The organism is Stenotrophomonas sp. 22DLJC03, from assembly GCF_056861405.1.
The window spans coordinates 208,942-221,760 of sequence record NZ_JBSPUG010000002.1; the positions used below are offsets into that span (position 1 = coordinate 208,942).

Annotated in this window: 13 protein-coding genes; 8 read left to right on the forward strand and 5 right to left on the reverse strand. The window is 66.5% G+C overall.

The window, feature by feature from the left end:
- Positions 1-76 precede the first annotated feature (76 nt).
- The gene (locus AC13GA_RS06810; RefSeq protein WP_482997750.1) at positions 77-1,645 is read left to right on the forward strand and encodes a winged helix-turn-helix domain-containing protein; all 1,569 of its coding nucleotides are present in this window, start codon (positions 77-79) and stop codon (positions 1,643-1,645) included.
- On the opposite strand, the gene AC13GA_RS06815 is transcribed toward AC13GA_RS06810, so the two are convergent.
- Complete coding sequence (locus AC13GA_RS06815; protein WP_482997751.1) at positions 1,614-2,678, reverse strand: serine hydrolase domain-containing protein; 1,065 nt, start codon at positions 2,676-2,678, stop codon at positions 1,614-1,616. The genes AC13GA_RS06810 and AC13GA_RS06815 overlap by 32 nt on opposite strands.
- A gap of 111 nt (positions 2,679-2,789) precedes the next feature.
- The gene (locus tag AC13GA_RS06820; RefSeq protein WP_337302882.1) at positions 2,790-3,776 is read right to left on the reverse strand and encodes a tetratricopeptide repeat protein; all 987 of its coding nucleotides are present in this window, start codon (positions 3,774-3,776) and stop codon (positions 2,790-2,792) included.
- A 215-nt stretch (positions 3,777-3,991) separates the two neighbouring features.
- Between AC13GA_RS06820 and AC13GA_RS06825 the strand changes: the two genes are divergently transcribed.
- Both AC13GA_RS06825 and AC13GA_RS06830 read left to right on the forward strand, forming a co-directional pair.
- Positions 3,992-5,182: a glycoside hydrolase family 18 protein gene (locus tag AC13GA_RS06825; RefSeq protein ID WP_428709611.1), complete on the forward strand. Its 1,191-nt coding sequence runs from the start codon at positions 3,992-3,994 to the stop codon at positions 5,180-5,182.
- Between the two features lie 90 nt (positions 5,183-5,272).
- Positions 5,273-5,674 (forward strand): VOC family protein, encoded by a 402-nt coding sequence (locus AC13GA_RS06830; RefSeq protein ID WP_482997752.1) that lies wholly within the window; start codon positions 5,273-5,275, stop codon positions 5,672-5,674.
- A 24-nt stretch (positions 5,675-5,698) separates the two neighbouring features.
- Here AC13GA_RS06830 and AC13GA_RS06835 read toward each other — a convergent pair whose 3' ends face one another.
- The 3 genes from AC13GA_RS06835 to AC13GA_RS06845 are packed head-to-tail and all read right to left on the reverse strand — an operon-like array spanning position 5,699 to position 7,828.
- Complete coding sequence (locus tag AC13GA_RS06835) at positions 5,699-7,258, reverse strand: PepSY-associated TM helix domain-containing protein (RefSeq protein WP_482997753.1); 1,560 nt, start codon at positions 7,256-7,258, stop codon at positions 5,699-5,701.
- 10 nt (positions 7,259-7,268) lie between these two features.
- On the reverse strand, positions 7,269-7,532 hold the full coding sequence (locus AC13GA_RS06840) for a hypothetical protein (RefSeq protein ID WP_482997754.1): 264 nt from the start codon (positions 7,530-7,532) through the stop codon (positions 7,269-7,271).
- The gene (locus tag AC13GA_RS06845; protein WP_046983964.1) at positions 7,532-7,828 is read right to left on the reverse strand and encodes a hypothetical protein; all 297 of its coding nucleotides are present in this window, start codon (positions 7,826-7,828) and stop codon (positions 7,532-7,534) included. The genes AC13GA_RS06840 and AC13GA_RS06845 overlap by 1 nt, the downstream gene beginning before the upstream one ends.
- Before the next feature lie 429 nt (positions 7,829-8,257).
- Here AC13GA_RS06845 and thrS point away from each other — a divergent pair, with 429 nt between their 5' ends.
- The 5 genes from thrS to AC13GA_RS06870 all read left to right on the forward strand — a co-directional run bounded on the left by thrS (position 8,258) and on the right by AC13GA_RS06870 (position 12,792).
- Positions 8,258-10,159 carry a threonine--tRNA ligase gene (gene thrS, locus AC13GA_RS06850; RefSeq protein WP_046983963.1) on the forward strand — a complete coding sequence of 634 codons (1,902 nt, stop codon included), beginning with the start codon at positions 8,258-8,260 and terminating at the stop codon, positions 10,157-10,159.
- A gap of 49 nt (positions 10,160-10,208) precedes the next feature.
- Positions 10,209-10,751 carry a translation initiation factor IF-3 gene (gene infC / locus AC13GA_RS06855; protein ID WP_136639961.1) on the forward strand — a complete coding sequence of 181 codons (543 nt, stop codon included), beginning with the start codon at positions 10,209-10,211 and terminating at the stop codon, positions 10,749-10,751.
- A 284-nt stretch (positions 10,752-11,035) separates the two neighbouring features.
- Positions 11,036-11,233: a 50S ribosomal protein L35 gene (gene rpmI, locus AC13GA_RS06860; RefSeq protein ID WP_005410436.1), complete on the forward strand. Its 198-nt coding sequence runs from the start codon at positions 11,036-11,038 to the stop codon at positions 11,231-11,233.
- A gap of 11 nt (positions 11,234-11,244) precedes the next feature.
- Positions 11,245-11,604, forward strand: a complete 360-nt coding sequence (rplT, locus tag AC13GA_RS06865; RefSeq protein WP_006380762.1) for a 50S ribosomal protein L20 — start codon at positions 11,245-11,247, stop codon at positions 11,602-11,604.
- Positions 11,605-11,796: 192 nt separating this feature from the next.
- Positions 11,797-12,792 carry a phenylalanine--tRNA ligase subunit alpha gene (locus AC13GA_RS06870; protein ID WP_012511694.1) on the forward strand — a complete coding sequence of 332 codons (996 nt, stop codon included), beginning with the start codon at positions 11,797-11,799 and terminating at the stop codon, positions 12,790-12,792.
- Positions 12,793-12,819: the final 27 nt, after the last annotated feature.

The window sequence follows — 12,819 nt, forward strand, 5'->3', positions numbered from 1 at the left end:
TGGAATGAAAAAGCGGGCTTCGGCCCGCTTTTTCTTTGCCTGTCATCCCGTGCGCTCCAGCCGCTATGCTTCGGCCATGGACACCCTGCGCCTGCTCGACCTTGAAATCGATCGCCCGGCGCAGCGCGTCAGTCGCAACGGTGAAGCACTGCCGGTCAGCGGCCTCAGCTGGACCCTGCTGGATGTGCTTCTTGCGCACGGCACCGACGTTGTGGATTTCGACACGCTGGCCGCGCAGGTCTGGGCCCCTGCGGTGGTCGGCGAAGCTGCGGTCAGCCAGCGGGTGAAGCTGCTGCGCCAGGCCCTCGGCGATGACAGTCGGCGTCCGCGCTACATCCGCTCGGTACGTGGTCGCGGCTACCAGCTGTGCGCGCCGCCACGGCCGGCCAGCTCGTCGCCCAAGCGATCATCGCGCGCCCGCAGGCTCGGTTGGGGTGTGGCGGCTGTCGCGGTGCTGGGCATGGCCGCCACACTGTTGCTGTTGCCTCGGTCGACGCCGCAGAGCGCGGGGCAGTCGCTGTTGCAGCGTGCCGATTACTACGCGAGCATCGGCCAGGCCAACAACAACCGCGTGGCCATCACTCTGTACCGGCAGGCCCTGCAGGCTGATCCGGAATCCGTGTTGGCCCGGCGTGGCCTGTCCCGTGCGCTGGCTGCACAGGGCTGTCTGTTCAACGGCACGCCCGAGCAGTTGCGCGAAGCACTGGCATTGGCCGAGCAGGAACGCCAGCGCGCGCCTCGCGATGCTGCTGCGCACGCCCTGTGGGGGTATGCGCAGGACTGTCTGGGCGATATGCGGCAGGCGATCACCGGCTACAGCCGTGCCATCGAACTCGAGCCCGGCGACGAGCGCAGTCGCGCATCGCTGGCCTACCTGCAGCAGGAGCGCGGCCAGCTCGCCACAGCGCTGCAGGCCAACCTGTCCTTGAAGGCCCCCGAGCGCATCCGCTTCCGTGATGTGCAGGTCGCGCGCGAGCTGGAACTGCTGGGCTTCACCCGGGCGGCCGCGCTTCGCCACGCGCGCAATTTCCAGCTGTACCCGGACAACGTCTTTTCCAACATCGCCTGGCCGCGCAGCCTGTACTTGGCCGGCGCGCCGCAGCAGGCCAGGCAGGCGCTGGACGAGGCGCTGGCGCGTGGCACGCCGCATCCGCAACTGCTGCGCCTGCAGGGCGAACTAGCGTTGCTTGCCGGCGACGCCGCAGGTGCCGCCGACGCGTTCGAGCGTGGTCGCCAGCTACGGCCGCAGCAGTCGCTGGGCCAGACCCTGGCGTTGTTGCACGGCGTGGGGGCGGCAGACGGCGCGTGGATCGACGAACGCCTGCAGCAGCTCGCTGCCAACGCAGGCGCCGGCGACGGCTGGCCCGATGCGGCGCTGGAACGGGCGCTGCTGTTGCAGGCCCGGGGCCATGCAGGCGACGCTGTGGCTGCACTGCAGCAGGCGGTCGATGACGGTTTCTGCGACGTAGCGTGGCTGCGTGCCACGCCTCTGTTCGTGCCACTGCGCAGCGCGCCCGGCTGGCCGGCCCTGCTGCAGCGGCTGGATGCCGACATCGCCCGGCAACGTGCGCGGGTGCTGGCCGCCAGCTGGCGGCCGGACGACCTGGCCGCGCTCAGTGCAGCGCCGGCAGCAGGAACTCGGTGAGGATCCGTCGCGACTGTGGATGGGCGAAGCTGCGGTTGAACGCCTGGCTGGTGACCACCACGACCACGCGTTGCTCCGGCACCACGAACACATAGTTGCCGCCATTGCCGGACATCGCCCACACCGTGCGCGGTGAACCCTGTACGCCCAGCTTCAGGCCCCACCACTGGTAGCCGTAGTCGCTGCCATCGGAAGTGGTTGCCTGCGCCTGCACCATCGCCTCGATGTAGTCCTTGGGGACCAGCTGGCGACCCTGCCATCGGCCATCATCGAGCACGAGCTGGCCGAAGCGGGCCAGATCACGCGTGCGGTAGCGGGTGCCGCCGCCGCCCATGCCGATACCCTCCGGCGAACGGTTCCACTGGCTGTGGATGATGCCCAGCGGGCGCTCCAGCACCCGTGCAGCGTAATCGGCCAACGACTGCCCACTGGCCTGCTCAAGCACCGCGCCCAGTACGAACGGGTTGGCGGTGCAGTAAGCGAACGCGCGCCCGTGCGGGCTGTGCTGCGGCCGCTGCATCCACGGCGCGAAGCCCTTCACCGGCAAGCTCAGTGCAAAGTCCAGCCACTTCTCGGTCACGTACATGCGTTCCTCGTGGCCGGCCGAGAACGGGTTCTCGTCATCGCACTCCCATAGGCTGCTCATGGTCAGCAGGTCCTGCACGGTGGTGGCGCGCAGGCGGGGGTCGACCGCGTGCCGGGCAGTGAAGGTCGGAAAGTAGTCGTACACCCGGGCCTGCACGCCGGGCAGGGTGCCATCGCCAATGGCGGCACCGACCAGAAGCGCGGTCACGCCCTTGCTGGCCGATCGTACGTCGTGCAGGGTCTGCGCGTCGGCGCCGTTGAAGTAGCCCTCGTAGACCACATTGCCATCGACCTGCAGCAGCACGCTGCGGATCTGTTTCAGTTCATCGCTGGCGATGGCCTGCTGCAGCGCCTGCAGACGGGCCGGATCGGGGGGTGTGGCGCGGGCCGCGAAGGGCAGGGTGCAGACCGCGTAGAGCAGGGTGAGGACAGACAGGATCGAACGCATCGTCGGACTCCATCGAAAGGGAGCCCGATTGAGCCTGCGCTGCGTCTGAAGTGCTGGAAGCCGGCCTGAAGAATTCTGAAGGCCTTGTGCGACAAGGCCCGGCGCTCGCCCCTACTCGGCCTCTTCGTCCTCCCCCAGCCACCAGACCTGGCCTGGCTTCGGGTCGCTCATCGGGTGCTCGCGCTGTTCGATGGCCTCCAGCACCCGGCCGGGGGCTGCAGCGACCCACACCGCCATGAGCTTTTCCACCGCAGCCCGGCCCTGTGCGGCCACGCCGAGGTCACGTTCGCGTCTCCATTGGTCTTCATCTGGCGCCTCATCACCATGCTGGTGCGGCGTGCCGTAGCTGCAGCGGCGGCACAGTCGGCGCACGGTGGCCGTCCAGTCCTCGACCATGCCGATGCCGGGCAGCGTGATGGCCTCCAGGGCAGCGATGTCATCGGCCGAATCACACTGCACGAACACGGTGAAGGTCGCCATGTCCGATGCCTGCAAGCGCTGCATCGCGTTGAACACCGGCACTTGGCGCTCCCCGTAGGTGCGATGGCCGGTTGATGCGCCGTCGTGCAGCACGATGTCGCCGAAGCGGAAACCGCTTTCGGGCAGGGGTACGTTGTCGATGCGTGCACGCACCGGATCAATGCGGCTCATATACACCACTTCGGCATCGGACCACGGTGCCAAGCGCACGCAGGCCACGCCGAAGTTGCCCTCGATCGGGCCTTTGACCTCGGGAAGGGTGATGCCACAGCGGGCCCATTGGCGGCGTGCTTCAGCCCAGTCACCGACACCGGTGGCGGCGATGCCGGCATTCCACGCGGTGGCTTCATCGAACTCGCCGCGTAGCTGTTCCGATTGCAGGTTGTCCTGCAGTGAGGCAGCCCAGTCGCGCAGGTATTTGTGCGCCAATCCGCGCATGTAATGCAGGTACGGCACTTCGGGAGCGAGCGCGATCAGCTCGCCGAACAGCGCCACCGCCTGCTGCAGGTCGCCCTCGCGGAAGAGGGCGTAGGCGCGTGCCTCCAGTGCCTGGCGTTCGTCGAGGATTTCGTTGTCCAGCAGGTCGCCGTCGTCGAGTGTGTCGTGGTCGGTGCTCATGTCCATGCGCGATTGAAGGTCCGCAGCTACCTTAGCCGATGCATGAGGGCCGGCGTCGGTGCGTGTCCTGCTGCAGTGCATGAGGGTCGTTGCATGACTACCGTGTTGTCGTCACTCGGCAGGGTGTGCCTGTCCACTGGACGACATGCCGCGACAACCGTCCCACAGCCCCATCGGTTTGCTAACGTGGCTGCGCCTTTGAACCGGGAGATCCCATGTTCCGCCAGACCGTGGCCGTCCTTGCCGTGCTGATTGCCGGTGCCTTGCCCATCGCCGCGCACGCCGCGCCGGCGCAGCCGCCGATCTTCGGTGCCTACTACCCAGGTGGTTCGGCCGAGCGCTACCCGGTGTCGAGCATTCCCGCCGAGCGCCTGACCCATCTGTTCTACGCGTTCTCCACCATCGAGGACGGCCGCTGCACGGTTGGTGCGGAAGCGCCGAAGAACTTCGCCGCGCTGGCTGAACTAAAAAAGGCGCATCCGCACCTGCGCACGCTGATTTCGATCGGTGGCTGGGGCGCGGGTGGGTTTTCCGATGCAGCACTGACCGAGGCCAGCCGCAAGCGCCTGGTCGACTCGTGCATGGCGCTGTTCTTCGATCGTCATGCTGGCAGTTTCGATGGCGTGGACATCGACTGGGAATTCCCGGTCAGCGGTGGGCCCAAGGAGCTGGCGCACCGCCCGCAGGATCGCGCCAACCTGACCAAGCTCGCACAGGCGTTCCGCGCGGCACTCGACACGCGCGGCCGCAAGGCGGGGCAGCCGATGCTGCTGACTGCAGCGTTGGCGGCCGGTCGCCTGCAGACCGATGGCCCCTACGATCCCGCGGCGAGCTATGACCTGCCGGCGTTGGCCAGGGTGTTCGATTTCATCAACCTGATGAGCTACGACATGGGCACCGGCTTCTCGGCGGTGTCGACCTTCAATGCGCCACTGCACGAGGTGTCGGCTGACCCGCTGGCGCCGGAACTGCGACGTTGGAACAACGTGGCCGGCGCGGTGCAGTACTACCGCGAGCACGGCGTGCCGGCCGACAAGCTGGTGCTGGGCGTGCCGTTCTACGGACGCGGCTTCAAGGTCACCGGCGATGCTGCCGACGGGTTGTACCAGGCCTACAGTGCTCCGGCCGATGCTGGCGACTGGCGGGTGATCAAGGCGCGTTTCCTCGACCAGCCGGGTTGGACGAAGCACTGGCAGCCGCAGGCGCAGAGCCCCTGGCTGTACAACCCGGAGCAGAAGATCTTCATCAGCTATGAAGACCCGCGCTCGATCGGCCTGCGTGCGCAGTTCGCCCGCGAGCAGGGCCTGGCCGGGGTATTCATGTGGGAGCTGACCGGCGACGACGAACAAGCCAGCCTGCTCAACGCGATGTTGGGCCCGTGGCAGAAGGCCCGCATCGGCGATTGAGTTGCATCAGGCGATGTCCGGCACAATGCCGCAACGCCATCGGCCCAACCCCGCACAGCATGTCCATGCCTGCAGCGTTACGCTGCGGGCATGATCCATCTCGAACGCTTGGACCATCTGGTCCTCACCGTCGCAGACATCGACCGCAGCTGTGATTTCTACCAGCGCGTGCTCGGCATGCAGGTCGTGCGCTTCGGCGCAGGCCGTACCGCGCTGCAGTTCGGCCAGCAGAAGATCAATCTGCATCCGGCCAGTGCCCCGCTGCAGCCGCATGCGTTACGACCCACCCGGGGCAGTGCCGATCTGTGCCTGGTCACGCGTACGGCGTCAGTCGATGTGCTGGCCCACCTGCAGGCGCAGTCCGTCGCGGTGGAGGAGGGGCCGGTTGCACGCACCGGCGCGCTGGGACCGATCGAATCGGTGTACTTCCGCGACCCGGATGGCAATCTGATCGAAGTGAGTCGGTACCCGGCCCCGGCGGACTTTCGATAGCGCCGGGCCATGCCCGGCGTAGGCTCAATCGGCCCAGACGCTGTTCGGATCGCCGTGGCGGGCACGGCGCTGGCTGGCCACCGCCAGGCGGGCGAAGCCGAAGGCCATGGCCAGCGCGATCGCATCGACCCAGAACAGCGGCCAGTGGCCGCGCGCGGCCGCGCGCCACAACCAGTCACCATTGAGTGCGCCGTGCACGACCGGCACCAGCGCGGTACTGATCGCTGCGGCCCACAGCAACTCGCGTGCGGCCTGTGCCGGCCGTCGCAGTGCTGCCCACAACGCGCACAACACCCAGCTGCCGAAGCAGGCCCAGCGGATGCCGTGGTCGACCGTGGAGGGGGCCAGCCGCTCCAGCACCAGAGCGGTGACGAATGCGACCGAGATCGCCACGCAGAGGCCGATGCAGACGCCGACCGTGGCCCGCGCCATGTTCACTCCGGCGCGTGGCTGCTGCGGCTGGCGGCGTTTGCGCCGCGACTCGATCCACAGCAGGTTGCCCGAGTAGAACAGGAAGGCGCCACCCAGGCCGAGCAGGAAGTACAGCCAGACCACCACGCCGTTGCCGAACTCGCCGAAGTGCAGCGCATAGGCAGCGCTGAGCGTGGCATGGTTGGCGTCGCGCTGGCCGGGCAGCTGGGACGCCAGGACGTTGCCGGTAGCCACGTCCAGCGCCACCGTGCCGAGCGGGCCGAGGGTGCCGCTGGATTCACCGGTGATCTCGATGGTGGCGTTGGCGTCGCCGGCGTTGGCCAGCTTCAGGTAGGCTGGCTCGAAACTGGCCACACCCTGTGCCCGCGCGACTTCCAGTGCCCGTGCATGCAGCACGCGCAGGCTGCCCGGCGGCGCCGGGATGCCAGTGGCCTCGCGCACCGGTGCGGTGTCCATCGCCGTCGGCACTGCCTGCAGCGCCTTGCCGTCGTAGATCAACGGATTGAGCAGTGCCATCTGCACGAATACCAGGCAAAGCAGAGCGCCGGTCACCGCGAACATCAGGTGGAAGGGCAGGCTGAGCACGCCGATCACGTTGTGGGCGTCCTGCCACAACTGCTTGAGATTGCGGCCGGGACGCAGTGCGAACAGGTCGCCGAACAACTTCGGCAGGTGGATCACCAGGCCGCTGAGCAGGGCCATGCCATACAGCAGGCTGACGATGCCCATGACGTAGATACCGGCCACCGGCAGGCCGAGGCTGTAGTGCAGTTCGTTGACCAGTTCGGCCAGCCCGGTCTGCGGCGGCGTCGGACTGCCGGCGATCTGCCCTGGCCAGGCGTAGCGCCAACTGCCGTCGTCCGCCTGCCAGTACGCCAGCGGTTGCGGGTGTTCAGCGCCGGGGAAGGTCATGCCGATGTGGCGGCGCGCCTCCGGATGCGCGGCCAGCACGTCTTCCAGCAGGTACTGTGCGTCGTCCAGGCCGGCCGGCAATGCGCTGGCTGCGCCCGGGGTCTGCCATAGCGGCAGGTCGTGGTGGAACAGGGTCAGTGCACCGGCATAGAAGGCTACGAACAGGCCGAAGCCGGCGACCAGGCCGACCCAGGTGTGCAGGGTGGTGAACGTGCGCAGGGTCTGCGAACTGAACTTCATGGGGTGTGTCTCATTGCACCGCGCCGGTGAGGCGCAGCAGCCCGAGCGCGGCAAAGCCGACGGTGGCACTGCCCGCCAGCACCAGCCAGGCGCGCAGCGCGCTGCGGAAGCTGAATGCCCACAGGGCGGCCAGCATCCATAGCGGGATGAAAGCGATCAGGGTGGGGACCAGGGCACGCTGCCAGGGGCCGGGCGGCAGCCACGCCAGCAGGCCGGTTACAGCGGCTGCCAGGAAGAAGCCGGCAACAATGCCTGCGAAGGCGCGCGGCCACATCAGGGCGACTCCGTGCCGGGACGATGCCAGGCGGCCAGTGCCGGCAGCAGCATCGCCGCCAGCATCCAGGTGCACAGCATCGCCACCAGGCCGGCGGCAAATCCGAGCTCGGCCATCCACAGCCACAGCGCGGCAACGGCCGCGACCAGACCGATCTGCCGCCCGAGGCGGCCGGCGCGGCGCAGGCGTGGCCAGCGGCAGTGCGTCGAGGCGGCATAGAACGCCAGCGCCGAGAACATCGCTGCCAGCATGCCCAGGCTGCAGAAGCCGAGCGTGGAAAGGCCGACGGTGATCATTGCACGCGACCGGCGCCGCAGCGGGCTGGCGAACGCGGGGCACGGGCGGGGCCGGCGGGAGCCGGTCGGAGCGGGTGGCGCATCACGGGGTCCTGGGGGGAAGCGGGCAGGCTGGCACGGGGCGACCTGCGCCGACATGGTAATCATTGCAATTTGACGCCGCCAGCGAAGCCCATTCAGCGGGCCGTACGGTAGCCCTTGGGCTTTCCCGTGCGCTGGTTTAAGATCATTGTTGAATCCTGACTGGAACAAGGTGGCCCGCGCCCAGCGCCGGCCGAGCGTGCGACATGAGCACTACCACCGCCCACTGTTGACCTGCCCCCGAAGGCCCGAGTTCCCGGCGCCCTCGCGGCGCTTTTTTATTGCCCGGGCGCTGGCCCGGAACCGCTTTCCAGCCCGCCCGCGCGGGCCCCGCACGAAGCCACTGCGATGATCAACATTACTCTTCCCGACGGCAGCCGCCGCGAATTCGAAAACCCCGTCAGCGTCATGGACGTTGCCCAGTCGATCGGTGCCGGCCTGGCCAAGGCCACCATCGCCGGTTCGGTCGATGGTGTGCTGGTCGATGCCAGCGATGTCATCGACCACGATGCCAGCCTGCGCATCATCACCGCCAAGGACGAGGAGGGCGTGGAAATCATCCGCCATTCCTGTGCACACCTTGTTGGCCACGCCGTCAAGCAGCTGTACCCGGACGTGAAGATGGTGATCGGTCCGGTGATCGCCGAGGGTTTCTATTACGACATCTATTCCGAGCGCCCATTCACGCCCGAAGACATGGCTGCGATCGAAAAGCGCATGGGCGAGCTGATCGCCCAGGACTACGACGTCATCAAGAAGGTGACGCCGCGCGCCGAGGTGGTCGAGATCTTCAAGGCCCGTGGCGAGGACTACAAGCTGCGCCTGATCGAGGACATGTCCGACGATATCCAGGCGATGGGCATGTACTACCACCAGGAGTACGTGGACATGTGCCGCGGCCCGCACGTGCCGAACACGCGTTTCCTGAAGGCCTTCAAGCTGACCCGCATTTCCGGTGCCTACTGGCGTGGTGATGCGCAGAACGAGCAGCTGCAGCGCATCTACGGCACCGCCTGGGCCGACAAGAAGCAGCTCGAGGCGTACATCAAGCGCATCGAGGAAGCCGAGATGCGCGACCACCGTCGCATCGGCAAGCAGCAGGACCTGTTCCACCTGCAGGAAGAGGCCCCGGGCCTGGTGTTCTGGCACCCGAAGGGCTGGGCGCTGTGGCAGGTGGTCGAGCAGTACATGCGCAAGGTGTACCGCAGCACCGGCTACGGCGAAGTGCGCTGCCCGCAGATCCTGGACGTGTCGCTGTGGCAGAAATCGGGCCACTGGGACAACTACCAGGACGCGATGTTCTTCACCGAATCGGAGAAGCGTACCTACGCGCTCAAGCCGATGAACTGCCCGGGCCACGTCCAGGTGTTCAACCAGGGCCTGCACAGCTACCGCGACCTGCCGATCCGCTATGGTGAGTTCGGCGCCTGCCACCGCAACGAGCCATCCGGCGCGCTGCACGGCATCCTGCGCGTGCGTGGTTTCACCCAGGACGATGGGCACGTGTTCTGCACCGAAAACCAGGTCGAGGCCGAAGTGACCGCGTTCCACCAGCAGGCGCTGGCGGTGTACCAGCACTTTGGCTTCGATGAGATCCAGGTCAAGATCGCCTTGCGACCGGAATCGCGCCTGGGTGACGACGCCACCTGGGACAAGGCCGAAGCCGCGCTGCGCTCGGCACTGTCCAGCAATGGCGTGGAATGGCAGGAGCTGCCGGGCGAGGGCGCCTTCTACGGCCCGAAGATCGAGTACCACCTGAAGGACGCCATCGGCCGTACCTGGCAGCTGGGCACGATGCAGGTCGACTTCATGATGCCCGGCCGCCTCGGCGCGGAGTACGTGGACGAGAACAGCCAGAAGAAGCACCCGGTCATGCTCCACCGCGCCATCGTCGGCTCGATGGAGCGCTTCCTGGGCATCCTGATCGAGCACCATGCAGGGCAGTTCCCGGCCTGGCTGGCGCCGACCCAGGTGGTGGTGGCCAATATCACCGACGCCCAGGCTGAATACGTCTCGGACGTGACCAAAACCCTTGCGGATCAAGGCTTCCGCGTCAGCGCGGATTTGCGTAACGAGAAGATCGGCTATAAGATTCGCGAGCACACGCTGCAGCGCGTGCCGTACCTGCTGGTCATCGGTGACCGCGAGAAGGAAAACGGCGCTGTGGCGGTGCGTACGCGTTCTGGCGAAGATCTCGGCAGCATGAGCCTCCAGGCCTTCATCGAGCGGCTCCAGGCCGAGGGCGCGTAAGCAAAGGTCCGGCCCGTGCGCATTGGCGCCCGGGCCGGGTTCGACACCCTTGGGAGATCGCAATATCAGTACCCCTGACAACAAACAGAACCGCAAGAATCAGGAAATCCGTGTGCCGCGCGTCCGCGTGATCGGCAGTGACGGAGAAATGATCGGCGTGTTGACGCGTGACGAAGCGTTGTCCATGGCCGAAGATGAGGGCCTGGACCTGGTCGAGATCCAGCCGCAGGCCGACCCGCCGGTCTGCAAGATCATGGACTTCGGCAAGTTCAAGTTCGAAGCGCAGAAGAAGGCCAGCGAGGCCAAGAAGAAGACCAAGCAGGTCGAGATCAAGGAAGTGAAGTTCCGTCCGGTCACGGACGAGGGCGACTACCAGATCAAGCTGCGCAAGATGCGCGGTTTCCTTGAAGAAGGCGACAAGATCAAGGTCAACATCCGCTTCCGTGGCCGTGAAATGAGCCACCAGGAACTGGGTCGCGAGATGGCCAACCGGATCGAGTCCGATCTGGGTGAAGACATCGTCATCGAGTCCCGTCCGCGCCTGGAAGGGCGTCAGATGGTCATGATGATCGCGCCGAAGAAGAAAACCTGAGGCCTGACGGGCTGCCTTCCGGGGCGCCTGGCGGCTGAATGGAAAGGTGAAAGGGCGCCGCTGGCGCCCTTTTGCCTTTGTGCGGGCGGCTCCGCCGCCTGCGATGTGAAGACGGGCGTGAAAAGGGTGGCAGGGGCTGGTGATGGCCCCTGTTTGCCTGTATCATGCCCGGCTCGACCCACCCAGGACGGGTCGTACGCCGATCATGGCAGGACGGAAAGAGCGGCCCAGGCCGCCGCCAGATCAGTCAGAAACCAGGGTCATATCCCATCAAGGACATTGCAATGCCCAAGATCAAGACCAACCGGGCAGCGGCCAAGCGTTTCCGCAAGACCGCCTCGGGCAAGTACAAGTGCGGCCACGCCAACCGTAGCCACATCCTCACGAAGAAAGCGACCAAGCGTAAGCGTAATCTGCGTCAGACGGGCCATGTCCGTGCAGAAGACGCAGGCCGTCTGGACCGCATGCTCCCTTACCTCTGAGGAACTGAAAAATGGCACGAGTTAAGCGTGGCGTACAGGCGCGTCGCCGCCACAAGAAAATTCTGGATCTCGCCAAGGGCTATTACAACGCCCGTCGCAAGGTCTTCCGCGTTGCCAAGCAGGCGGTCATCAAGGCACAGCAGTACGCCTACATCGGCCGTAAGCAGAAGAAGCGCAACTTCCGTTCGCTGTGGATCACCCGCATCAATGCGGCTGCCCGCATCAATGGTCTGAGCTACAGCCGCTTCATGAACGGTCTGCTGAAGGCCGGCATCACCCTGGATCGCAAGGTCCTGGCTGACATCGCCGTGCACGACGCAGCCGGCTTTACCGCACTGGCCGAAAAGGCCAAGGGCGCGCTGGCGGCATAAGTCCTTCCCGATGCCGTAACCGTTCCTCGGAACGGTGTCAGGTCAAGGCAATGCATGGGGAAGGGCGCAAGTCCTTCCCCATTCTTTTTTGGGTCCCGGCGTGGCCACAGCGGCAGCGCGGGGACGGCGGTGGCGACAGGGGTCGGCCCTTCGCGCATCGCGATGGCAGATCGACTGGAGTTCCGGCCCCCCATGAGCGACATCCAATCCCTCACCACCCAGGCGCTGGCCGATGTGGCCGCCGCACAGAGCCCCGACGTGCTGGAACAGCTGCGCGTGGCCCTGCTTGGCAAGAGCGGCAGCATCACTTCGCAGCTCAAGCAGCTCGGCGCGTTGCCGGCTGACGAGCGCAAGGCTGCCGGTGAAGCCATCAACCAGGCCCGCGATGCGCTGAGTCACGCGCTGGGCGAGCGCAAGGCGGTATTGGAAGACGCCGCACTGGACGCGCGCCTTGCCGCCGAATCGATCGACATCACCCTACCGGGCCGCAGCGCCGAGCGCGCCGGCCTGCATCCGATCACCCGCACCCTTGAGCGCATCACCGGCATCTTCGGCCGGCTGGGCTACGAGCTGTCGGAAGGGCCGGAGATCGAGGATGACTGGCACAACTTCGAGGCGCTGAATTTCCCGCCGCACCACCCGGCGCGCGCCATGCACGACACCTTCTACTTTGGCGACGGCCGTCTGCTGCGCACGCACACCTCCGGTGTGCAGGTGCGCTACATGGGCGACCACGCGCCGCCGCTGCGCATGATTGCCGCCGGCAAGGTGTACCGCAGCGACAGCGACCAGACCCATTCGCCGATGTTCCACCAGGTGGAAGGCCTGCTGGTTGATGAGCATTCGACCTTCGCCGACCTGAAGGGCACGCTGGCCGAGTTCGTACGCGCGTTCTTCGAGCGCGATTTCGAAATGCGTTTCCGCCCCAGCTACTTCCCGTTCGTTGAACCGGGCGCGGAAGTGGACATCGCCTGGCAGCAGCCCGATGGCAGCACCCGCTGGCTGGAAGTGCTCGGCTGCGGCATGGTTCATCCGAACGTGCTGCGCAATGTCGGCATCGATCCGGAGCGCTACACCGGCTTCGCCTTCGGCATGGGCGTGGAGCGCTTCGCGATGCTGCGCTACGGCGTCAACGATCTGCGCGCGTTCTTCGAGAACGACGTGCGGTTCCTGAAACAGTTCGCGTAAACCACCAGGTAGCGCCGGGCCATGCCC

What these genes read in the sequence shown, in the direction of transcription:
- AC13GA_RS06810 (WP_482997750.1), top strand. Translation starts at nt 77, where the DNA reads ATGGACACCCTGCGCCTGCTCGACCTTGAAATCGATCGCCCGGCGCAG.
- AC13GA_RS06815 (WP_482997751.1), bottom strand. Translation starts at nt 2,678, where the DNA reads ATGCGTTCGATCCTGTCTGTCCTCACCCTGCTCTACGCGGTCTGCACC.
- AC13GA_RS06820 (WP_337302882.1), bottom strand. Translation starts at nt 3,776, where the DNA reads ATGAGCACCGACCACGACACACTCGACGACGGCGACCTGCTGGACAAC.
- AC13GA_RS06825 (WP_428709611.1), top strand. Translation starts at nt 3,992, where the DNA reads ATGTTCCGCCAGACCGTGGCCGTCCTTGCCGTGCTGATTGCCGGTGCC.
- AC13GA_RS06830 (WP_482997752.1), top strand. Translation starts at nt 5,273, where the DNA reads ATGATCCATCTCGAACGCTTGGACCATCTGGTCCTCACCGTCGCAGAC.
- AC13GA_RS06835 (WP_482997753.1), bottom strand. Translation starts at nt 7,258, where the DNA reads ATGAAGTTCAGTTCGCAGACCCTGCGCACGTTCACCACCCTGCACACC.
- AC13GA_RS06840 (WP_482997754.1), bottom strand. Translation starts at nt 7,532, where the DNA reads ATGTGGCCGCGCGCCTTCGCAGGCATTGTTGCCGGCTTCTTCCTGGCA.
- AC13GA_RS06845 (WP_046983964.1), bottom strand. Translation starts at nt 7,828, where the DNA reads ATGATCACCGTCGGCCTTTCCACGCTCGGCTTCTGCAGCCTGGGCATG.
- thrS (WP_046983963.1), top strand. Translation starts at nt 8,258, where the DNA reads ATGATCAACATTACTCTTCCCGACGGCAGCCGCCGCGAATTCGAAAAC.
- rpmI (WP_005410436.1), top strand. Translation starts at nt 11,036, where the DNA reads ATGCCCAAGATCAAGACCAACCGGGCAGCGGCCAAGCGTTTCCGCAAG.
- rplT (WP_006380762.1), top strand. Translation starts at nt 11,245, where the DNA reads ATGGCACGAGTTAAGCGTGGCGTACAGGCGCGTCGCCGCCACAAGAAA.
- AC13GA_RS06870 (WP_012511694.1), top strand. Translation starts at nt 11,797, where the DNA reads ATGAGCGACATCCAATCCCTCACCACCCAGGCGCTGGCCGATGTGGCC.